20 protein-coding genes are annotated in these 21876 nt (G+C 70.3%); 14 read left to right on the top strand and 6 right to left on the bottom strand.

The genetic code is table 11. From position 1 onward, the window contains the following. The first annotated feature begins 19 nt into the window (after positions 1-19). From KIK05_RS26030 to KIK05_RS26015, 4 genes are read left to right on the top strand one after another with little or no spacing between them, the layout of a single operon-like run. Positions 20-1156 carry a polyamine ABC transporter substrate-binding protein gene (locus tag KIK05_RS26030; protein ID WP_214413458.1) on the top strand — a complete coding sequence of 379 codons (1137 nt, stop codon included), beginning with the start codon at positions 20-22 and terminating at the stop codon, positions 1154-1156. Positions 1157-1169: 13 nt separating this feature from the next. Then, the gene (locus KIK05_RS26025; RefSeq protein ID WP_308250116.1) at positions 1170-2096 is read left to right on the top strand and encodes an ABC transporter permease; all 927 of its coding nucleotides are present in this window, start codon (positions 1170-1172) and stop codon (positions 2094-2096) included. Then, positions 2089-2862: an ABC transporter permease gene (locus tag KIK05_RS26020; RefSeq protein WP_214413457.1), complete on the top strand. Its 774-nt coding sequence runs from the start codon at positions 2089-2091 to the stop codon at positions 2860-2862. Before KIK05_RS26025 ends, KIK05_RS26020 begins: the two co-directional genes overlap by 8 nt. Then, the gene (locus tag KIK05_RS26015; RefSeq protein ID WP_214413456.1) at positions 2859-3923 is read left to right on the top strand and encodes an ABC transporter ATP-binding protein; all 1065 of its coding nucleotides are present in this window, start codon (positions 2859-2861) and stop codon (positions 3921-3923) included. The genes KIK05_RS26020 and KIK05_RS26015 overlap by 4 nt, the downstream gene beginning before the upstream one ends. Positions 3924-3937: 14 nt before the next feature. Here the strand turns inward: KIK05_RS26015 and KIK05_RS26010 are convergent, their stop codons facing one another. Then, positions 3938-4552 (bottom strand): TetR/AcrR family transcriptional regulator, encoded by a 615-nt coding sequence (locus KIK05_RS26010; protein WP_214413455.1) that lies wholly within the window; start codon positions 4550-4552, stop codon positions 3938-3940. Positions 4553-4686: 134 nt separating this feature from the next. Here KIK05_RS26010 and KIK05_RS26005 point away from each other — a divergent pair, with 134 nt between their 5' ends. The 6 genes from KIK05_RS26005 (at position 4687) to KIK05_RS25980 (ending at position 12519) form a co-directional block, all read left to right on the top strand. Then, positions 4687-5961 carry a glycosyltransferase gene (locus KIK05_RS26005; RefSeq protein WP_214413454.1) on the top strand — a complete coding sequence of 425 codons (1275 nt, stop codon included), beginning with the start codon at positions 4687-4689 and terminating at the stop codon, positions 5959-5961. A 75-nt stretch (positions 5962-6036) separates the two neighbouring features. Then, positions 6037-7467 (top strand): aminobutyraldehyde dehydrogenase, encoded by a 1431-nt coding sequence (locus KIK05_RS26000; RefSeq protein ID WP_214413453.1) that lies wholly within the window; start codon positions 6037-6039, stop codon positions 7465-7467. 195 nt (positions 7468-7662) lie between these two features. Further along, entirely contained in the window at positions 7663-11034 is a 3372-nt protein-coding gene (locus KIK05_RS25995; protein ID WP_214413452.1) for a sensor histidine kinase, read from the top strand. Then, positions 11031-11453, top strand: a complete 423-nt coding sequence (locus tag KIK05_RS25990) for a roadblock/LC7 domain-containing protein (RefSeq protein WP_114028917.1) — start codon at positions 11031-11033, stop codon at positions 11451-11453. The genes KIK05_RS25995 and KIK05_RS25990 overlap by 4 nt, the downstream gene beginning before the upstream one ends. Before the next feature lie 27 nt (positions 11454-11480). Beyond that, positions 11481-11942, top strand: coding sequence for a DUF742 domain-containing protein (locus KIK05_RS25985; RefSeq protein ID WP_214413451.1), 462 nt, complete (start codon positions 11481-11483; stop codon positions 11940-11942). Positions 11943-11955: 13 nt separating this feature from the next. Next, on the top strand, positions 11956-12519 hold the full coding sequence (locus KIK05_RS25980) for a GTP-binding protein (protein WP_214413569.1): 564 nt from the start codon (positions 11956-11958) through the stop codon (positions 12517-12519). 36 nt (positions 12520-12555) lie between these two features. Here the strand turns inward: KIK05_RS25980 and KIK05_RS25975 are convergent, their stop codons facing one another. From KIK05_RS25975 to KIK05_RS25955, 5 genes are read right to left on the bottom strand one after another with little or no spacing between them, the layout of a single operon-like run. After that, complete coding sequence (locus tag KIK05_RS25975; protein WP_214413450.1) at positions 12556-13560, bottom strand: methyltransferase; 1005 nt, start codon at positions 13558-13560, stop codon at positions 12556-12558. Between the two features lie 11 nt (positions 13561-13571). Next, on the bottom strand, positions 13572-14402 hold the full coding sequence (locus tag KIK05_RS25970) for an ABC transporter ATP-binding protein (protein ID WP_214413449.1): 831 nt from the start codon (positions 14400-14402) through the stop codon (positions 13572-13574). 9 nt (positions 14403-14411) lie between these two features. Next, positions 14412-15251 carry an ABC transporter permease gene (locus KIK05_RS25965; protein WP_250563446.1) on the bottom strand — a complete coding sequence of 280 codons (840 nt, stop codon included), beginning with the start codon at positions 15249-15251 and terminating at the stop codon, positions 14412-14414. Beyond that, positions 15248-16021 carry an ABC transporter permease gene (locus KIK05_RS25960; RefSeq protein WP_214413448.1) on the bottom strand — a complete coding sequence of 258 codons (774 nt, stop codon included), beginning with the start codon at positions 16019-16021 and terminating at the stop codon, positions 15248-15250. The genes KIK05_RS25965 and KIK05_RS25960 overlap by 4 nt, the downstream gene beginning before the upstream one ends. After that, on the bottom strand, positions 16018-17010 hold the full coding sequence (locus tag KIK05_RS25955; RefSeq protein ID WP_214413447.1) for an ABC transporter substrate-binding protein: 993 nt from the start codon (positions 17008-17010) through the stop codon (positions 16018-16020). Before KIK05_RS25955 ends, KIK05_RS25960 begins: the two co-directional genes overlap by 4 nt. A gap of 517 nt (positions 17011-17527) precedes the next feature. Between KIK05_RS25955 and KIK05_RS25950 the strand changes: the two genes are divergently transcribed. Genes KIK05_RS25950 through KIK05_RS25935 form a run of 4 tightly spaced genes read left to right on the top strand, consistent with a single transcriptional unit; the run spans position 17528 to position 21840 of the window. Further along, positions 17528-20461 carry a sensor histidine kinase gene (locus tag KIK05_RS25950; protein WP_214413446.1) on the top strand — a complete coding sequence of 978 codons (2934 nt, stop codon included), beginning with the start codon at positions 17528-17530 and terminating at the stop codon, positions 20459-20461. Further along, positions 20458-20880 carry a roadblock/LC7 domain-containing protein gene (locus KIK05_RS25945; RefSeq protein WP_443729130.1) on the top strand — a complete coding sequence of 141 codons (423 nt, stop codon included), beginning with the start codon at positions 20458-20460 and terminating at the stop codon, positions 20878-20880. The genes KIK05_RS25950 and KIK05_RS25945 overlap by 4 nt, the downstream gene beginning before the upstream one ends. A gap of 5 nt (positions 20881-20885) precedes the next feature. After that, complete coding sequence (locus KIK05_RS25940) at positions 20886-21269, top strand: DUF742 domain-containing protein (protein ID WP_214413445.1); 384 nt, start codon at positions 20886-20888, stop codon at positions 21267-21269. A 10-nt stretch (positions 21270-21279) separates the two neighbouring features. Further along, a complete protein-coding gene (locus KIK05_RS25935) occupies positions 21280-21840 on the top strand; it encodes a GTP-binding protein (protein WP_214413566.1) in 561 nt (186 codons plus the stop codon). Positions 21841-21876: the final 36 nt, after the last annotated feature.

Here is a 21876-nt window from a genome sequence, read left to right as displayed (position 1 = left end):
AATCCAAGGAGTAGCGGCTGTGCCCCGAACCCGGTACGCCCGTCGTCTTCCGGCCGCCGTCGCCGCCGCCGGTCTCGCGCTCACCCTCACGTCCTGCGGTGGCGCCGGCTCCAGCGGCGCCGATGGCGCGGCGACGGCCGGGGACGCCGCCCGGCTGGACCCGAAGGCCGACCTGAAGAAGCAGTCGCTGGCCATCACCATCTGGGACGGCTACAGCCCCGCCGACCTTCCGCAGAAGGTGCAGGAGAAGCTGGGCTTCCCCGTCAAGGTCGCCATCCACGACACCAACGAGACGGCCATGGCCAAGCTGACGGCGGGCGGCGAGACGGTCGACGTCGCGTTCGTCTCCGGTCAGTACGCCCAGGCCCTCGCCGAGCAGGGTCTTCTCGAGCCGCTCCACCCCGAGCTGATCCCGAACCTCGCCAACCTCTACCCGGAGGCGTCGCAGCTGTCGTTCGACAAGGGCACCAAGTTCGCCGTCCCCTACACGTGGGGCACGACGGGCATCTGCTACCGCTCCGACCTGGTGAAGACCCCGCCGACGAGCTGGAACGACCTGCTGAACTTCCCGGCGGACCTCAAGGGCAAGGTCACCATGATGACCACCGAGCGCTGGCTCGCGCTGCCCGCCCTGAAGATGCTCGGCTACTCCGTCAACACCGCCGACGACAACCAGCTCGCGCAGGCCAAGGACCTCCTGCTGAAGGCCAAGAAGGCGGGCATGCTCTACGACGACACGACCTTCGGCAAGAAGCTCGAGGACGGCCAGGCGGCGCTGGTCGAGGCGTGGGACGGCTGGTGCCCGACCAAGAACCCGAAGATCAAGTTCACGGTGCCCAAGGAGGGCAGCGACCTCTGGTCGGACACCATGGTGATCATGAAGTCGTCCAGGAACAAAGAGGCCGCCCACGCCTTCGTCAACTACATCCTGGACCCCGCGGTCCACAGCTGGGTGGCGCAGAACATCCTCTACAAGGTGCCCAACAAGGCCGCGATGGAACTCGTCGCCAAGAGCGACGGCAAGCTCCTGGACGAGAACCCGCCCTTGCGGATGAGCGCGGCCGAGCTCCTGAAGGGCGAGTCGATCGTGGACCTCGGCGAGGACTCCACCAAGTACACCCGCCTGGCCACCGAGATCCAGGCCGCGAGCCAGTGACGGCGGTTCCGCGGTGACCGCAGAGCAAGACATCTCCCGGCCCGCCGTCGCGGCCGGTCCCACGCCGCGCCGGCCGCGCTCCCTCGGGCGCGCCGCGGCGCGGCTGGCGTTCCTCGGCCCCGGGGCCGGCTACCTGATCGTCCTGCTGCTGGTGCCGCTCGCCCTCGTGCTGAGCTACACCATCTTCCGGAGGGGACGCTTCGGCGGAGTGGTCTACGAGGCCACCGGCGAGAACTTCGGCCGCCTGCTCGACCCGCTGTACCTCGACATCGTGGCCGGCTCGGTGAAGACCGCCGCGCTGACCACGGCCGTGGCGCTGCTGATCGGCTACCCCACGGCCTACGCCATCGCCCACCTGCCGAGGAAGTGGAAGACGGTCGCGCTCATCGCGGTCGTCATGCCGTTCTGGACGAACTTCCTGATCCGCGTCTACGCCTGGACGATCGTGCTGAGCGGGCCCGGCCTGGTCAACAAGGCCCTCACCGGCATCGGGCTGATCGACAGGCCGCTCGAACTGCTCTACAACCAGGCGGCCGTCGTCACCGGCCTGCTGTACTCCTACCTGCCGTTGATGATCCTTCCCCTGTACGCCGCGATCGAACGGCTCGACCCGCAGCTGCGGGAGGCCTCGGCGAACCTCGGCGCCCGCCCGGCCCGCACCTTCTGGTCGGTGACGCTGCCGCTGACCATGCCGGGGGTGCTGACCGGCTGCGTGTTCGTCTTCGTGCCGTGCCTGGGCAACTTCGTCATCCCCGAGATCCTCGGCGGCGGCCGGTCCACCATGGTCGGCACCCTCATCAGGGACCAGTTCCTCAAGGCCCGCGACTGGCCGTTCGGCTCCACCCTGGCACTGGCCGTGATCGCCGTGCTGGTCGTCCTGCTGTTCGCGCAGGCGTGGGCGTCGCGGGCGTACGGCGGATCGGAGGACCGCCGTGGCTAGGCGCCGCCTCATCTACGTGCCCTTCTGGGCCACCTACGTCTTCCTCTACACCCCGATCGTCGTGCTCGTGGTGATGTCGTTCAACAGCGGCAGATCCCCGTACATCTTCGAGGGGGCTAGCCTGAAGTGGTACGGCCGCCTGGCGGAGGACGACACGATCCTGCACGGCCTGGTGAACACGCTCATCGTCGCCGGGGGCGCCACCGCGCTCTCCACGGTGCTCGGCACGCTGCTCGCCGTCGGCATGGCCCGCCACTCCCGGTCGCGGCTGCTCGACGCGCTCGGCCTGCTCCCCGCGATCCTGCCCGACATCGTGCTGGCCATCGGCCTGCTGATGTTCTACGTGATGGTCAAGATGACGCTGGGCCTGCACTCGGTGATCCTGGCCCACACGGTCTTCGGGATGGCGTTCGTGGCCGCGGTGGTGCGCACCCGCCTCGCCCACGCCGACACCTCCCTGGAGGAGGCCTCCCGCGACCTGGGCGCGACACCCCTGGCGACGTTCGTCAGGATCACGCTGCCGACCCTGGCCCCCGGCATCGCCGCGGGGGCGCTGCTCGCCTTCACCCTGTCGATCGACGAGTTCGTGATCGCGTTCTTCACCGCGGCCCCGACCGAGCCGACCCTGCCCATCGTCATCTACTCGATGGTGCGCTTCGGGGTCACCCCAGAGATCAACGCGCTGGCCACGATCCTGCTCGCGGTGAGCTTCACCGTCGTCATCGTGGCCCAGCGGATGACCCGACTGACGGAGTCCCTGTCATGAGTGCTGTTCCCGACGCGCCCCCCGCCTCCCGGACGCTGGTGGCCATCGAGGGCGTCACCCGGCGGTTCGGCGAGGTCACCGCCCTCGACGAGGTCACCCTGGACATCCGGCAGGGGGAGTTCTTCGCCCTGCTCGGCCCGAGCGGCTGCGGCAAGACCACGCTGCTGCGCATCCTGGCCGGGTTCGAGTCGCCCGACGCCGGCGGCGTCACCCTCGACGGGGCCGACCTGCTGGCCCTGCCGCCGCACCGCCGCCCGGTCAACCTGATGTTCCAGTCGTACGCGCTGTTCCCCCACATGAGCGTGGCCAGGAACGTCGCCTACGGCCTGGAGCGCGAGAAGCTGCCCCGGGCCGAGGTCAGGTCGCGCGTGGAGGAGGTGCTGGCCACGGTCGGCCTCGGCGAGCAGGCGAACCGCCGCCCCCACCAGCTCTCCGGCGGCCAGCGGCAGCGGGTGGCGCTGGCCCGGGCCATCGTGAAGCGGCCCCGGCTGCTGCTGCTCGACGAGCCGCTGTCGGCGCTGGACAAGAAGGTCCGCGCCGAGATGCAGCTGGAGCTCAAGCGCCTGCAGAACGAGGTCGGCATCACCTTCGTCGTGGTCACCCACGACCAGGAGGAGGCCATGTCGCTCGCCGACCGCATCGCCGTCCTGCAGGCCGGCCGGGTGCAGCAGGTCGACGCGCCGGTGCCGCTGTACGAGCGGCCGGGCACGCCGTTCGTGGCCGGCTTCATCGGCGCCAACAACCTGTTCGAGGGGACGGTCGCCGAGGGCGGCCTGGCGGTGCCGGGGCTCGGCACGCTTCCCGCCGAGGGGGAACTCGCCGAGGGGGGGCGTGCCCTGCTCGGCGTGCGGCCGGAGTCGGTGCGCCTGGGCGGCGACGGGATCCTCAGGGGCACGGTCGCCGACGTGAGCTTCTATGGCGGCGTCTCCCACATCGCGGTGCGGGTGGACGGGCACGACCGGCCGATCCTGGTGGCCGCGCAGGGGCCGAGCCGCGTCGAGACGGGCGCGGAGGTGGGCCTGGACTGGGCGGCGGCGGACGCCGTGCTGATCGCGTCATGAACGCGGCCACGGCCTCAGCCGGCGGACGCCCCGAGCGGATGGCCGGTGACGGTGCGCGCGTAGCCGAGGATCAGCTCGGCCGCCTCCTCGGGGCCGATCACCGGGTGCCGGGCCGTGATGCGGTAGCCGTAGGCGTCCTCGAGCGCCACGAGGTTGCGCGCGATCGCCACCGGGTCGCCGGCCAGGGTGAACACCCCGAGCGCGGCGCCGGTGTCGAGGATCGACTGGTACATCGACACCTGGCGGTCGTACAGGGTGGTCAGCAGCACGGCGTAGACCCGGTTGCGCGCCGCGGCGCCGCCGAGCTCGTTGAGCAGCCGCACGCCGGGGTCGTCCGGACCGACGGGAAGCCCGGAGCGTATGGTGACCACGAGCTTCTCGGCGGGGTCGCTCAGCCCGGCGATGCGCTTGACGCGCAGCTCGTAGAACCTCTCCATGCCGGCGTGGTGGGCCTCCACCAGCAGTTCGCTGAGGTCGGGGTAGTGGTACAGGACCGCCCCGGAGGTCAGTCCGGCCTCCTCGGCGACGTGGTTGAGGTGCACTCCCTGGGTGCCGTGACGGAGGATCGCCCGCCGCGCCGCCTCGATGAGGTCGACCCGGCGGTCCGCCCGGCTCTTGCGCGCGGTCATGCGACCCCTCCCTGCGCCCCGTTGTTGAAGTCGGAGTCTAAAACGCGGCATGCGGTGGAAGCCATAGCGAGCAGTGTATTGACCCGCTTGCCCCACACGTATTTGAATCGTCCTTCAATTCTCTGGGAGTAGCCATGGCCACCATCTTGTTCATGCCCGAGAGCGCCTACGGGCCGACGAACAACTGCATCGGGATCGGCGACATCCTGCGTCGCCGCGGCCACCGCGTGGTCTTCGCCGCGGAGGCGTCCTGGAAGGGCAAGCTGGAGGCGCTCGGCTTCGAGGAGGACCTGGTCGACCTCGCCCCGCCGGCCGAGGAGGAGCAGGACCCCGGCCAGTTCTGGAAGGACTTCATCCGCGACACGGCCCCGGAGTACCGCAAGTCGACCCTGGCCCAGCTCGAGACCGTCACCAAGCCGATCTGGGAGGCGCTCATCGACGGCGTGAAGTACTGCGAGCCGCAGCTGAAGGCCATCATCGAGCGGGTGCGGCCCGACGTCATCGTCGAGGACAACGTGATCACCTTCCCCGCGCTGCTCACCGCCGGCAAGCCGTTCGTGCGCATCGTCTCCTGCAACCCGCTGGAGGTGAAGGGCGAGGACGTCCCGCCGGTGTTCAGCGGGCTGCCCGCCGGCGACCGCTCCGAGTGGGAGGCCTTCCGCGCCGAGTACGACCGGACCCACCGGGAGATCTGGACGGCGTTCAACGAATGGGTCGTCGAGCAGGGCGCGCCCGCGCTGCCCGACCTGGAGTTCGTCCACGAGGGCGACCTGAACCTGTACGTGTTCCCCGAGATCGCCGACTACACCGACGCCCGCCCGCTGGACGCGTCGTGGCACCGGCTCGACTCCTCCGTCCGGGAGACCGACGAGGCCTTCGAGCCGCCCGCGTCCCTGGCGGGCGGCGAGGGCGCGCTGGTCTACTTCTCGCTCGGCTCGCTCGGCTCGGCGGACGTCGAGCTGATGCAGCGGGTGATCGACGTGCTGGCCACCACGCCGCACCGGTACATCGTCTCCAAGGGCCCGCTGCACGAGGAGATCAAGCTGGCCGGCAACATGTGGGGCGCCGAGTTCGTGCCGCAGACGAAGATCATCCCGCTGGTGGACCTGGTCATCACGCACGGCGGCAACAACACCACCACCGAGGCGCTGCACTTCGGCAAGCCGATGATCCTGCTGCCGTTGTTCTGGGACCAGTACGACAACGCCCAGCGGATGGACGAGCTCGGCCTCGGCGTCCGCCTTCCGACCTACACCTTCACCGACGAGGATCTGCTCGGCGCCCTCGACAGGCTGCTCGGCGACACCGCCCTGCGGGCGCGGCTCGCCGAGGCCGGCGAGGAGATCCGCCGCCGCGACGGCCTGCACCGGGCCGCCGACCTCATCGAGCAGGCCTCCGCCTCCGCCTGAAGCACCGCCCACGCCGGTCCCGCCAGCGCCAGGAGAGGGCGCGGGGGAGCGGCCACCAGACACCGAGGAACCACCATGCGCAGGACGCCCGTCAACCCCGCCACCGGCACGTCTCTCACCGGCGTGCCCGACACCCCGCTTCCGGAGGTCGCGGCGGCCGTGGGCCGCAGCCGTGAGGCCTTCCGGCAGTGGTCGTCGGCCACCGCGGCGGAGCGGGCGCGCGTCCTGCTGCGTCTGGCCGACATGATCGAGGCGGACGCCGAGGAGCTGACCCGGCTTGAGGTGGCCGAGACCGGGAAGCCGGCGACGGTCTTCCGTGAGGGGGAGCTGCCGTTCGCGGTGGACAACCTGCGCTTCTTCGCGGGAGCGGCCCGCTCGCTGGAGGGCACCGGCGCCGGCGTGCTGAGCGCGGGGTACACCTCGGTGCTCGTACGCCGCCCGGTCGGCGTCGTGGCGTCCATCACGCCCTGGAACTTCCCTCTGATCATGGCGGTGTGGAAGCTCGGCCCGGCGCTGGCGGCCGGGAACGGCGTGGTGGTCAAACCGGCCCCGCAGACGCCCGGGACGACGCTGCGCCTGGCCGAGCTCATCGCCGAGGCGGGCTTCCCGGAGGGGCTCGTCGGCGTGGTGACCGGCGACGCCGAGGTCGGGGAGGCGCTGGTCGGCGACCCCGGCATCGACATGATCAGCGTCACCGGCTCCACGGCCACCGGCCGTTCCATCATGCGCCGCGCGGCCGGCGAGGCCGGCGACCTGCGTTCGGGGCCCAAGCGCGTGCACCTGGAGCTGGGCGGCAAGGCCCCGGCGCTGGTGTTCGCCGACGCCGACCTCGCCGCGATGGCGGAGGGCGTCGCGATGGGCGCCACCTACAACACCGGCCAGGACTGCACGGCCGCCACCCGCGTCTACGTGCAGCGTGAGGTGTACGACGACGTGGTGGAGGCGCTGCGGGACACCCTCAAGGGCATCCGCGCCGGCGACCCCTGGGAGCGCGACACGGACATCGGCCCGCTCGTCTCGGCGGCCCATCGCGAGCGGGTTCATGGATTCGTCCGGCGGGGTGTTGATCGCGGTGCTTCTATAGTTTGCGGTGGCTTTGTCCCTGACGGCCCCGGCTTCTACTACCCGCCCACGCTCGTCGTGGGTGCGGCGCAGGACAGCGAGCTGGTGCAGGGAGAGATCTTCGGTCCCGTGCTCGTCGTGCTGCCGTTCTCGGGAGAGGACGAGGCGGTCCGGCTGGCGAACGACACGCCCTACGGCCTGGCGTCGTCGGTCTGGTCGCGCGACGTGGCGCGGGCGCTGAGGGTGTCGCATCGGCTCGACGCGGGCGTGACGTGGGTGAACGACCACCTGCCCATCGCCTCCGAGGCTCCGCACGGCGGGGTCAAGGGAAGCGGGTTCGGCAAGGACATGAGCCAGGAAGCGGTGCAGGAGTACTCCGTGACCAGGCATGTGATGATCAAACACGCCGCAGCGGTGGCACGGGATGGTTTCCGTCCGGCATAGTTACGGAAGCGAGAACGGGCGTTTTGTCCGTGTAACTAGTCATTTGGTGTCATTTGTCAATGAATGTGCTGTTGGCCGATCTGGTAAGGGTGTGCTCCAATTACCCTCGCCTGATGGATGTCTCGGACGTCTCATGCGCCTCGCGCGTGACGTACCCCCCTGCACGCCAGGCTCGGTGAGAGGTTGCGAAAACCAGTGAGGACAGAAGACCCCCGGGGCAACCCAGGTCAAGGTGACCGTCCGGAGCGGTCGGCGCCGTCGGCGCGCACGCCCAAGAGCGGAAGCCGCCTGCGGCTGCAGAACTGGCGCGTGCGCACGCGTCTGGTAGCCCTGATCATCATCCCTACCATCGTCGGTGTCATCCTCGGCGCGGTGCAGCTCACCAACGCCATCGCGACCTCCGGCGACTACCGGCGCCTGGCGCAGGTGGCGGAGTTGGTGCAGAAGCTCGACACCTTGGTCCACGAGGTGGACAAGGAGCGTGACCTCACCGGCTGGTACATCGCGGAGGGACGGCACCAGACGCGGCTGAGGAAGGTCCGGCTCCAGCAGGGCGTCGTCGACAAGGCCAAGCAGCCGGTCCTCGCGGCCATCTCAGCCCTCGACACCTCGCACACCGCGCGTGTGCGGACCGAGGCCGAGCAGATCCGTACCGCGCTCGAAGGCCTGCCCGGCCTGCGTACCCACATCAGCGGCGCCGGCAGCGGCGTTCCTCCCCGCGCCGTCCTCGACATCTACGACCGGCTCGTCACCACCCTGCAGTCGATGCAGAGCGAGCTCGGCACCTCGGGCAACGACCAGCGCCTGTTCGGTGACAGCATCGCCCTCGGCGCGCTCAGCCGGGCCAAGGAAGAGGTCTCCCGCCAGCGAGGCATTCTGACGACCGGCCTCGCCACCCTCGCCATCCGCGGCACCCACCGCAGCAACTTCGACTACGAGAACTTCGACGACTACGACGACTTCGTCGACTTCCCCGGCTCCTTCAGCCGGCAGCAGAGCGAGATCGCGACCTTCCTCGCCGAGGCCACCGCGGACGACGTGAAGTTCTACAACGACACCGTGCGCCGCCAGGAGGTCGACAAGGCCACCTGGATGCGCTCGCTGGCGCTGGCGCAGCTCCGTCAGTTCAAGACGATCAAGGACCTCGACCCGGTCCGCCGCGACGACGCCACCGCCTGGTACGTCGCCAACACCTCCCTCGCCGACCGCATGCGCACGGTGGAAGAGCGGATGGTCGACTCGGTCGTGCAGCAGAGCCGCGCCCTGGAGGAGGACGCGCAGCGGCAGGCCATGATCTCCGGTGGCCTCATCCTCGTCCTGCTGCTCCTGGTCCTGATCATCACCGCCGTCGTCGCGAGTTCGCTGACCCGGCCGCTGCGCCGTCTGCGCGCCGAGGCCCTGGAGATCGCGGGCGCCCGGCTGCCGCAGACGGTCCAGAAGCTCCGCGAGAGCGGTGACGGCGCGACCACCGCGGAAGTCGTGCCCATCGGCGTCTCCTCCAGGGACGAGATGGGAGAAGTCGCCCGGGCGTTCGACGAGGTCCACCGCGAGGCGATCCGCCTGGCGGGCGACGAGGCGCGCCTGCGCAGCAACGTCAACGCCATGTTCGTCAACCTCTCCCGCCGCAGCCAGACCCTCGTCGAACGCCAGCTGAGCCTCATCGAAGGGCTGGAGCAGGGCGAGCAGGACGAGGGCCGTCTGTCCAACCTGTTCAAGCTCGACCACCTGGCCACCCGCATGCGGCGCAACAGTGAGAACCTCCTGGTCCTCGCCGGCCAGGAGACCGCGCGCCGCTGGAGCGAGCCGGTGCCGCTCGTCGACATCGTCCGCGCCTCGCTGTCGGAGGTCGAGGGCTACGAGCGGGTCGACATCAAGGTGCCGTCGGGCACGTCCGTCGTCGGCCAGGCCGTCAACGACGTCGTCCACCTGGTCGCCGAGCTGGTGGAGAACGCCATCTCCTTCTCGCCCCGCGAGACGCCCGTCGAGGTGACGAGCAACCGCGTCGACGGCGGCGGCGTCGTGATCACCGTCAGCGACTCCGGCATCGGCATGACCGACGACGAGCTCGCCGAGGCCAACTGGCGCCTCGCCAACCCTCCGGTCGTGGACGTCTCGGTGTCGCGCCGAATGGGCCTGTTCGTGGTCGGCCGCCTCGCGCTGCGCCACAACATCCGCGTCCAGCTGCGCCAGCAGGACAACGGCGGCCTCACCGCCATGGTCTTCCTGCCGGACGCGCTGCTGTCGGTCCCGGGCGCCGCGCAGTTCGCCGGCGCGCCCGCCGGCCCGATGACCGGCGTGGGCCAGTTCGGCGGCGCCCCGGCGCAGCCGTCGCCGTTCGAGGCCGCCGCCTTCGGCGCGCCGTCCGCCTTCGACGCTCCGTCGTCCTCCCGGGGCATGCGGGCCCCGGTCTTCGGCGCCGACGACCCCGGTGTCGTCGCCCCCGCCGGGCCGGTCAACCGCGGTCCCTTCAAGCGCGGGCCGTTCGAACGCGACCCGTTCGAGCGTCCCGCGTCGCCGGCCGGTCGGCGCGGCGGGTTCGGCGAGCCGCCCGGCGGCGAGCAGAGCCTGTTCGCCCCCGGTGCGCCCAGGGAGGACGACGCCGAGCAGCAGGACCCGTTCGACAAGTACTTCAACCCCAACCCACCGCTCGACACGCCGTGGCCCGCGGACGTCCCGCCGCCCGGTGGCGAGAGCGGCCGGGGCTCGCAGTGGGGAACGGACCTGGACAACCAGGACACCGCGTCCTGGCCGGCCGTCCCGCCGGCCGGGCACACGGGACCGGTGACCGGCGGGTACACCGGAACACCGACGGGCGGCTTCGGCGGACCTCCCACCGGAGGCGGCTACGGCGGACCTGCCACGGGCGGTTTCGGCGGGCCTGCCACCGGAGGCGGCTACGGCGGGCCTCCCACGGGTGGCGGTTACGGCGGGCCTCCCACGGGTGGGGGTTTCGGCGGGCCGATGACCGGTGGCGGTTTCGGCGGCCCGGCGGCCAACCCGGCCGACCGGTCCGGACGGTCCTTCCCGTCGATCCCCGACTCGGACAACACCGGCCCGCTGCCGGTGGTCCACAACTCGCCGCTCGACGACGTCTCCGAGGAGTTCCTGCCGATCTTCGCGGCGGTGGAGTCCGACTGGTTCCGCCGCACCGACCTCCCGGTTCGCAAGCCGGAGGACGGCGGGCGGGAGCGCCGTACGGCACCGCCCGAGTTCGACGTCGTCGAGGAGGCTCCGGTGGTGAAGCCGGCGGAGACCAAGACCTGGTCCTCCCCGGCCGACGCCGGCTGGCAGGCGGCCCAGGCCGCCAGCGACCCGACGCTCGGAGGCATCACCTCCTCGGGGCTTCCCAAGCGGGTGCCCAAGGCCAACCTGGTGCCCGGGTCCGCCGACCCGAGCCCCTCGTCGACCTTCACGGCCCCGCAGCCATCTCTCTCTCCGGACCGGGTACGCAGCCGGATGTCCAGCTTCCAGCAGGGCGTCCGGAGGGGGCGGGCCGTCGCCCGCGGCGAAGTGAACGACGACCTATCCCCCAATATGAACTTTGAACGCAACAAGGAGGACTCGTGAGGGAGCTGAGCCAGGCCGCCCGCGGAGTCAACTGGCTGATCACCGATTTTGTGAACAACGTCCCTGGCGTTGCGCACACGGTCGTGGTGTCGGCCGACGGATTGCCGCTGGCCTTCTCAGAGGGCTTCCCGAAGGACCGGGCCGACCAGCTGGCGGCGGTGGCCGCGGGCCTGATCAGCCTGACCCAGGGCGCTTCGCGGGTTTTCGAGGGCGGCGCGGTCACCCAGACCGTGGTCGAGATGCAGCGCGGGCTACTGCTGATCATGTCGGTCAGCGACGGCTCCTGCCTGGCTGTGCTGGCCGCCGCCGACTGTGACATGGGCTTGGTGGCCTACCAGATGACGTTGTTGGTGGAGCGTGCCGGTCAGGTTCTGACCCCGGCCGTGCGTGCCGAACTCCAGGCGTCTCAACCCCGGTAGAGAGGCCGATGACAGGAGGAGGAGGCTGTGGCACGCCGCGGCTGGACAGATGACGGTGACCCGCTGAGCAGCGGATCGCCGTACCCGCCAATCGAGGACCCCCGCCGGTTCACCGGTGCGGCGGCGCCTCTACCCGCACCGGAGCCGGTCGAACGCAGTTCGCTGGTCCGTGCGTATGCGCTGACCAAGGGGCGCACCGCGCCCCGGACGTCTCTCGCGATGGAGGCGCTCGTCTCCTCCGCGACGTCGCCACACCACGATCTTTCATCGCTGACTCCGGAGAAGCAGGCCATCAGCACGCTGTGCCGTCAGGTCAGGTCGGTGGCCGAGATCGCGGCGCTGCTGCGCATGCCCCTGGGCGTGGCGCGCGTCGTGATCGCCGACATGCTGGCCGAGGGCCTGGTGCAGGTGCACCAGCCGCAGCTGGACGCCGGTAAGCCGGATCTCAACTTGCTTGAAAGGGTTCTCAGTGGACTTCGCAGGCTCTAGCCAGGGCCCGGCGCTGACGTCGACGAAGATCGTCGTCGCGGGTGGGTTCGGCGTGGGCAAGACCACCTTCGTCGGAGCGGTGTCGGAGATCGTCCCGCTGACGACCGAGGCGGTCATGACCGACGCGAGCGCCGGGATCGACGACCTAGGACTCACCCCGCACAAGACCACGACCACGGTCGCCATGGACTTCGGCCGTGTGTCGCTCGACCAGGACCTGATCCTGTACCTGTTCGGCACGCCCGGGCAGCACCGTTTCTGGTTCATGTGGGACGACCTGGTGCGGGGTGCGATCGGCGCGGTGGTGCTGGTCGACACCCGGCGCCTGGCCGACTGTTTCCCCGCGATCGACTACTTCGAGGAGGCGCAGCTTCCGTTCGTGGTCGGCATCAACGGCTGGGACGGCCGCTACCCTCACGCCGACGAGGAGGTGCGCGAGGCGCTGACGCTGGCTCCGCACATCCCGCTGGTGCGCACCGACGCCCGCTCGCGGGACTCGGTGAAGAGCACGCTGATCGCGCTGGTGGAGCACGCCCTGACGATGCGTGTCGCGGTGCCCGGCTGGGGCGGCCGCTGAGCCTCCCGACGGGAGGCCCAGCGGCCGTGAGGCCGATCAGAGAGGGATGGCCTCGATGAGGCTGGCTTCGAGCGGCAGCGCGATCACATCGCTCACCGTCATGCCGGCCTTCTCGAGCAGCACGGCGTGCTCGGCCCTGCCGCGCTCGCGCCCCTGGCCGAACAGGCCCATCATCCGGATGTCCATGTCCTTGCCGAAGTGCGGCGTGTCGTCGTCCGGCAGGACGATCTCCACGAGCAGCACGCGGCTCTTCTCGCCCATCGCGGCCCGTACCGTCCTGAGGATGCGAAGGGCGTCGGTGTCGTCCCAGTTGTGGACGACGCTGCCCAGCAGGTAAGCGTCCGCTCCCTGCGGCACAGACGAGAAGAAGTCCCCGGCGACGAACTCGCACCGGTCGTCCAGGCCCCACGAGGCGAAGGCGTCGCGGGCGTCCGGCACGACGTTCGGCAGGTCGAACAGCACGCCGCGAAGGTGCGGGTTGGCCCGCATCGCCGCGGCCAGGATGTGGCCGCGGCCGCCCCCGATGTCGGCGAGCGTGCCGACGGAGGAGAAGTCGTACCTCTCGGCGACCCCCTGCGCCATGGGGGTGGCCCGGGCGGTCATGTAGTCGTTGAAGACGTGCCCGAGCTCGGGGTCGTCCGCCAGGTGGTCGTACAGCACGCCGAAGCGCTCCACGAACGCCGACCGTCCCGTCCGCACCGTCTCGGTGAGCTCGGTCATCGCGTACACGAAACTTGGATGGGTGTTCACCAGCACGGCCGTGCGCATCGACCCCGGCGCGTCGGCCGCCAGCATCGCGCCGGCCGCGGTGAGCTCGTAGGTGTCCGGGGCGACCGTCCGCACCATGCCCAGGGCGGCGAGCGCGCGCAACAGCCGTGCCAGGGAGGGGGCGTGCGCCCGGCACGCGCGCGCCAGCTCCGGCACCGTCAGGGGGCCGCCGGTCAGGTGGGCGGCGCAGTCCAGTTCGACCATGGCCTGCAGGGCCGCCAGGCGGGCGCCGCCCCGAAGGACGTCCCAGATCGCGGCTCTGGGGTCGGTCATGTTCCCTCCACTCATGGGTTGTCAGGGGAGTCGGGTTCGCCGCCGGTGCCCACGGTCGTGGGTCTCCGCTCGGCGTCGGGCTTGTCCTTGCCGCGCACCAGGCGGCCGACCTCGGCGCGCAGGTGCACGAACGCCGGAAGCTCGCGCGTGGCGATCTGGTCGCGGGGGAACGGCAGGCCGACGGTCAGCTGGCCGGCGACCCGGGCCGGCGACCTGGTCAGGACGACCACGCGGTCGCCGAGGTAGACGCTCTCGTCGATGTCGTGGGTGATGAGCAGCACCGTCATGCGGTGGTGCTCGCGCACCTTCAGGACGAGATCTTCCAGGTCCTCGCGTGTCTGGGCGTCCACCGAGCCGAACGGCTCGTCCATCAGCAGCAGGGAGGGCCGGTAGGCGAGGGCGCGGGCGATCGCCACCCGCTGCTGCATGCCGCCGGACAGCTCCCAGGGGTACTTCGACGCGGCCGCGCTCAGGCCGACCTCCTCCAGGGCCTCGGCCGCCGCCGCGCGCCGGGCCGCGCGGTCCAGGCCGCGGCGGCGCAGCGGCAGCGCGACGTTCTCGCTGACCGACATCCAGGGGAACAGCGACCTGCTGTAGTCCTGGAAGACCACGGCGAGGTCGCCCGGAGTCCCGGTGACGGCGGTGTCCCTGATGCGGATCTGCCCGCCGGTCGGCGTGATCAGGCCGGCGATCGAGCGCAGCAGGGTGGACTTCCCGCAGCCGGATGGCCCGACCACGCACACCAGTTCCCCCTCGGCGACCCTCAGGTCGACCCCGCCGAGGGCGTGGTGGGAGTTCGGGCCCCTGCCGTAGGTGTGGCTCAGGTTGACGACATCGAGCACGGTGCTTCCTCAGGTTGTCTGCCGGGCGCGCCGGTGCCAGGAAAGGACGCGCCGTTCCACCACGAGGAAGAGCGCGTTCAACACAAGGCCCAGGACGCCGAGGAGGACGATGCCGCCCCACATCCCGGGGTAGTCGAAGTTCATCTGCTTGAACATCAGCTGGTAGCCGATCCCGTCGGTGCTGTTGACCAGCTCGGAGATGACCATCAGGATCACGGCGAGGGACACGCTGAGCCGGAGCCCGGCGAAGATCTTCGGCGCCGCGGCCGGCAGGATGATCCGGAACAGCCGCTGCCGCCGTCCCATCCCGAACACCTGCGCGGTGTCGGCGTGGACGGGGTCGACGTGGCGGGCCCCGTCGATGGTGTTGACCAGGACGGGCCAGATCGCGCCGTAGACGATGGTCGCCACCTGCATCTGGGTCGCCACCTTGAAGACGACCAGGAACAGCGGCACCAGGGTGGGCGGCGGGACGGCCCTGCCGAACTCGATCAGCGGGCCCACGTAGTCGTACAGGGTCCTGGAGCGCCCCACCGCGACGCCGAGGAGGACTCCGAGGAGGCACGCCGCCGCCCACCCGCCGGTCATCCTGCCCAGGCTGGGAAGGAAGTTGCCGAGCGCCTCGTCGGTGAGGAACAGGTGCGCCGCCGGGCCCGAGAACCACAGGTCCTTCATCCGGACGAGGATCTGCGACGGCGGCGGGAAGAAGATCGAACCGCTCAGCCGGGTGCCGGCCTCCCAGGCGGCGAGCACGATGGGCACGAGCCACACGCGCGTCACCATCGAGGACAGCCGGCCGCGCGCCGCCCGCCCGCCGATCGCGGGCTCGTGCGCGGTGGTCGCGCTCATGCCTCACCTCCGGCTCTCATCGCGTGCCATCTGAACGCCCATCGCTGCAGCCGGAGGATGAGCGCGTTGGTGACGATCCCGAGGGCGCCCGCCCACAGCGTCGCGGCCAGGACGAGGTCGGTACGGAATCCGGCGCCCGCGGTGATCATGAAGGTGCCGATCCCGCCCGATCCGCCGGCCAGGAGCTCGGTGCTGATCACGACGATGATGGCGACCGCGGCGGCCAGCCGTACGCCGGTCAGCACGAACGGCGCGGCGCTGGGCAGCGACACTCGGCGCAGCACTTCGAGACGGCCGAACCCGAAGCTGCGCAGCGTCTCCTTCGCCACCGGGTCGACGTCCCGCAGGCCGTACATGGTGTTGATGAGGATCGGCCACGACGCCGCGTAGGCGATGACGGTGACCTTCACCCCGTCGTTGTCCGGGATCAGCAACGTGACCAGGGGGAGCAGGGCGAGCGAGGGGATCGGCCGCAGGAACTCCACCAGCGGACGGGCCGCGGACTCGGCCTTGGCGACCGTGCCGAGCAGCATGCCGAGGGGGACGCCGATCACGATGGCGACGAGGAGGCCGATCGCCCAGTCGGCGAGGGTGATCCCGACGTCGGACAGGAACTTCGGGTCGACCAGGAGACCGGCCGCGTCCGCCAGGACCGTCGACATCAACGGCAGCAGCTTGGGATCGACGACTCCCGTCCGCCCGGCCGCCTCCGCGGCGATGAGGACGGCCGCGACGCCGACGGCGCCGCGGGCCACTCGACGACCGATCATTGAGGGAGCGGGACCAGGAGGGAGTTCACGTCGAGCTTCTGCTTCAGATATTTGAATTCGAGCATCAGGTCGGCGACGCGCTGGATACGGGTCGCGTTGAGGGACGTCGGGTAGATGCCCAGGGTGATGACGCCGGCCACCTCGGGCTTGATGCCGCTGTAGCCCGGCAGCACCGCCTCGACCGCCTTACGGTCGGCCGCGGCCACCTGCTGTCCCTTGAGCAGGGCGCGCTGGAAGGCCGCCATCGTCTTGGGGTACTTCTTGGCCCAGTTCTCGGTGACGGCCCAGCCCGAGATCGGGAAGTCGGACATCGAGCCGGTCATGGTGTCCTGGATCGAGTGGATGCCGAGGTCCTTCTGGGCGCCGGTGAGGAACGGCTCGGTCAGCCAGCCGGCGTCGATCGTGCCGTTCTGGATGGCGGCCGGGACCTGGGGGAAGGCCATGGGCACCATCTGGACGTCGGTGTTGGGCACCGGGTTGAGTCCCGCGGTCCGCAGGGCGTTGGACACCGCCATCTCGCCGATGCTGTTGGGGGCCGGGATGGCGACCTTCTTGCCCTTGAGATCCTTCACCGATTTGATCGGTGAGTCCTTCTTGACGACGATGTCGAAGACCTCGTTCTTGGCCTGGTAGCCGTCGGCCACGTAGCGATACTGCTGGCCCGAGTTCCCGACCGCCGACAAGATCGTGAAGTAACTGCCGAGTGCCACGTCCGTGGCGCCGCTTTGCAGCTTCGGAAGAGCGAAGCCCGTGCTCTGGACCATCTCGGTCTTGATCGTGAGTCCTTCCTGCTTGAAGAACCCTTTCTGTTCGGCGATGAAGAGCCCGGCCACGTCGGCGATGGGAAGCGTGGCGACGTTGATGGTGGTCTTCTCGAGACCGCCGGTACCGGACTCACTCGAACCTTTGTCCGAGCCCCCGCCGCAGGCGGCGAGCGCCAGGATCGAGGCCAGGCCGACGACGAAGGTACGACCCCTAAGGCTTCTCATTGAGGTGTCCTTTTTTAGTTGTGTGGGGGAAGAGTTCCTGCCCTGCTCTCTGGGGAAGGTGTGGCAGGCGAGCGTGAAGCCTAGCGGAGGAAGATCGGCGCTAGGATGGATAAGCGGCTTTTGTCGATAAATCTAATTGAAGTCCGCTTTGTGGCTCTTGCGCTTTTTTGACGGGCTTTGGAGAGTTAAGTCGCGTTGGAGCGTGACATGTCGGTCATGGGATGGTTCATTGGCCGCCGTGATGGCTTTCCGCGGCCGTGAACTCGCGCCGGAACCAAGCTCTTGATCACATGTCTGTCAAATATCGATTGGACCGTTCTAATTACTCGCGGCTATTGGTCGAACTCATAGGCTTATGCTCCAATTGCCGCTTAACTTGCCATGTGTCACACAGGCCACATGGTCCACCCCCCAATGCAGACCAGCTGGCGAGAGGTTGCGACCAGTGAGGACAGCAACAATCGAGAGCGGTCGCCCCACCACGCCTGACGCAGCCCCGCCGCCTTCGGATCCGGGTGTGCCCAGCGATCCGGGCGCCGAACCGGCCCGGTCGGTGGCTCTGCGTAACTGGCGGGTGCGTACCCGTCTCATCGCGCTCATCCTGGTGCCCACCATCGTGGCCGTCCTTCTCGGTGGCCTCCGCGTGGCGACCTCGATCCAGAGCGCCGCCGAATATGAACGTGTCCGTACGGTGGCGGAGTTCGTCACCATCGTGGGCGACCTCGTCCACCAGCTCGACCTCGAACGCGATCTATCCGGCCGGTTCGTCGCGAACGGCCGCCAGGGGAACGAGGCCAAGCGCCTGATCCGCGACCAGCAGAACGTGGTCGACGGCGCGGTACGGAACGTGCTCGACCGCAAGGACGCCATGCGCTCGGCGTTCGGCGACATCGGCCTCCAGGAGTTCAACGCCGTGGTCGACCGCCTGGCCGGCCTTCGCGTCCTGCGCGCCAGCGCCGTCGAGTCCCAGCTGCCCGCGCTCCCGACCCTCCAGAAGTACAACCTGCTCATCGACGACCTTCTGGCCCTGTTCGACGAGACCGGCCGCGGCAGCACCGACGAGACCCTGGCCGCCAGCGCCACCGCCCTCGCCTCGCTCGCCAGGTCCGCCGAGCAGCTGTCGCGCCAGCGCGGGACCGTCTCGATCGCGTTGATCGGCCGCCGGTTCGACCGGGCCCTGCTCGACGCCTTCAACACCGCCAAGGCCCAGCAGATCAGCGAGCTCAACTCGTTCTTCTCCCGCGCCACCCCGGCGCAGCGCCAGGCCTACTCCGACACCGTCAGCAGCCCGAAGGCCGACGTCGCGGCGGGCCTGGTCGAGCGGATCCTCTTCCTCACCGACGAAGGAGCACCGCTTCGCGGCCTCGGAACCCGGGGCACCAGCGACGTCGGCTTCTGGTTCGAATCCTCCAGCGACGGCCTGAACCGCACCCACCAGGCCGAGCAGGCGCTCGGCCGTACCATCGTCGACCGGGCCCAGGAACTGGCGCGCGGCGAGCAGGGCCAGGCCGCGGTGAACATCGCGGTCGTCGCGGTGCTGCTGGTCCTGGTGCTGATCATCACCATCGTCATGGCGCGCTCGCTGGTGACCCCCCTGCGGCGGCTGCGCCGCGAGGCGCTGGAGATCGCCGGCCACCGCCTGCCCGACCTGGTGCAGAAGCTGCGCGAATCAGAGGGCAACACCGGGCCGCCCGAGGTGCGGCCCATCGGCGTGACCTCCGCCGACGAGGTCGGCGAGGTGGCGCGGGCCTTCGACGAGGTCCACCGCGAGGCGATCCGCCTGGCGAACGACGAGGCCCAGCTCCGCAGCAACGTCAGCGCGATGTTCGTCAACCTCTCCCGCCGGACCCAGACCCTGGTGGAACGGCAGATCAGCCTCATCGACGGCCTGGAACAGGGTGAGCAGGACGACAAGCGGCTCGGCGACCTCTTCCGCCTCGACCACCTCGCCACCCGTATGCGGCGCAACAGTGAGAACCTGCTGGTCCTCGCCGGTCAGGAGCCCGCGCGCCGCTGGAGCCGGCCCGTCCCCCTGCTCGACGTCACGCGCGCCTCGCTGTCGGAGGTCGAGAACTACGAGCGGGTGACCATGAACGTCCCCACGGGCGTCTCCGTCGTCGGCCAGGCCGTCAACGACGTCATCCACCTGCTCGCCGAGCTGGTCGAGAACGCCATCTCCTTCTCGCCCCGCGAGACCAGGGTCACCATGAGGGCCGGCCGCATCGAGGACGGCGGGGTGATGATCTCCATCACCGACGCCGGCATCGGGATGACCGACGAGGAGCTGGCACAGACCAACTGGCGGCTGGCCAACCCGCCGGTCGTGGACGTGTCGGTGTCGCGCCGTATGGGCCTGTTCGTGGTCGGCCGGCTCGCCCTGCGCAACGGCATCCGGGTGCAACTGCGCCGGCACGACGCCGGCGGGCTGACCGCGATGGTGCTGCTGCCCGGATCGCTCATCGGCACGCCCGCGGGTCCCGGCGCCGTCGCCCCTGACGGGCAGGCGTTCGGCGCCTCCGGCGCCCCGGCGTGGGCCGGCGCCGGGCAGAACCTGTTCGCCGGGACCTTCGACTCCCCGGTGAGCCCGGGCTCGGTCGGCGGGCTCGACTCCCCGGCCGTCTCGGGTTCCTTCGGCGACCAGCCGCCGTTCGGCGCCCCCAACGGCCTGGGCCCCCTGGGGCCGACCACGGGCGGCGGCTACGGCCCGAACACCGGTTCCGGCCGCGGCGGCTCGCCCAATGGGGCCGGCGGGTTCCACGGCCCGGCGACCGGCGGCTTCGGTGGCCCGCCCACCGGCCCCGGCGGTCCCCACACCGGTCCGGCCACGGGTTCGGGGGGCTTCGGCGGCCCGGCGAGCGGTCCGGGCGGTTACGGAGGCCCGGCCACGGGAGGCGGCCTCTTCGGTGGCCCGCCCACCGGTCCCGGCGCGGGCGAGCACGATCGCGAGGTCCGGCAGCGCCGGCGTCGCCACGACACCTCCGAGCTGGAGGCGGTCACCGGCCCGCTGCCCGCGGTGGACTCCTCCGCCGAGCAGCGGGAGGAGTTCCTGCCGATCTTCGCGTCCGTCGAGTCGGCCTGGTTCCGCCGGGTCGACCACAAGGACGACAAGGAGAAGCCCGACGGCACGTGGGACGAGAACCCCGCCGACGCGGGATGGCAGGCGGCGGCGGCCGTCCAGGAGCCGGCCCGCGACGGGACCACCGCGGCGGGCCTGCCCAAGCGGGTCCCGAAGGCCAACCTCGTCCCCGGCTCGGCGGCGACGGCCGGACCCTCCGCCTCGCCGGCGCCGGCAGGCCCCGCGCTGTCACCCGACCGCGCGCGCAGCCGGCTGTCGAGCTTCCAGCGCGGCGTCCGTGAGGGACGGGCGGTGGCCCGGGGTGAGATGAGCGAGGACGAGGTGGGCTTCAAGGCCGAGTCGTGGCGCATTCAGGGCGACAAGGAGGACAAGTGAGAGAGCTGAGCCAGGCCGCCCGCGGAGTCAACTGGTTGATCACCGACTTCGTCAGGAGCGTGCCGGGGGTGGCGCACACGGTGGTGGTGTCCTCCGACGGGCTGCCACTGGCGTACTCCGAGGGCTTCCCCAAGGACCGGGCCGACCAGCTGGCGGCGGTGGCCGCGGGTCTCATCAGCCTGACGCAGGGGGCCTCGCGGGTCTTCGAGGGCGGCGCGGTCACCCAGACCGTGGTCGAGATGCAGCGCGGGCTACTGCTGATCATGTCGGTCAGCGACGGCTCCTGCTTGGCCGTGCTCGCGGCGCCCGACTGTGACATGGGGTTGGTGGCCTACCAGATGACGCTGATGGTCGAGCGAGCCGGTCAGGTGCTGACGCCTGCCGTGCGCGCCGAGCTTCAGGCGTCCGCACCGCGGTGACATCGATGGGCGGGCCTGGCTGGGAGGACGGGTTACGGCCGTACCAGAACGAGCCGTCGTCGCCGGTGCGGCCCTTCACGGTCACCGGAGGACGCTCGACGCCGCGGACCCATCTGGCGATGGAGACGCTGGTGCATTCCATGATTCCGGCCTTCCAGGATCTGTCACACCTGATCCCGGAGTACCAGGCGATCATCTCGCTCTGCCGCTCGGTGCGCTCGGTCGCCGAGATCTCCGCGTTGCTGCGGGTGCCGCTCGGCGTGGCGAGGGTCCTCATCGCGGACATGGCCGCCGAGGGCCTGGTCCAGTTGCACCAGCCGCAGCTGGACGCCGGTAAGCCGGATCTCAACTTGCTCGAAAGGGTACTCAGTGGACTTCGCAGGCTCTAGCCGCGGCGGGATCACCTCGACGAAGATCGTCGTCGCGGGTGGATTCGGCGTCGGCAAGACCACCTTCGTCGGAGCGGTGTCGGAGATCGTGCCCCTCACCACCGAGGCGGTCATGACCGACGCGAGCGCCGGCATCGACGACATCGGTCTGATCCCGCAGAAGACCACGACGACGGTGGCGATGGACTTCGGCCGCGTGTCCCTCGACAGCGAGCTGATCCTCTACCTGTTCGGCACCCCCGGGCAGCACCGTTTCTGGTTCATGTGGGACGACCTCGTACGCGGCGCGATCGGCGCCGTGGTGCTCGTCGACACCCGCCGCGTGGCCGACAGCTTTCCCGCGATCGACTACTTCGAGGAGGCCGGGCTGCCGTTCGTCATCGGCCTCAACGGCTGGGACGGAAAGCACCCGTACTCGGAGGACGAGGTGCGCGACGCCCTCACGCTGCACCCGCACATCCCGATCGTCAGGACCGATGCGCGGCAGCGGGAGGCGGTCAAGAGCACGCTGATCGCCCTGGTGGAGCACGCCATGACGATGCGGCTGTCGGTACCCGGCGGCAGAAGCTAGGCCTGTTTTCCGCACGAGCCCGAATCTCCCTGGCCA

Source organism: Sphaerisporangium fuscum, assembly GCF_018531465.1.
Lineage (GTDB): Bacteria > Actinomycetota > Actinomycetes > Streptosporangiales > Streptosporangiaceae > Sphaerisporangium > Sphaerisporangium fuscum.
This window is presented reverse-complemented; position numbering and strand designations above follow the sequence as displayed.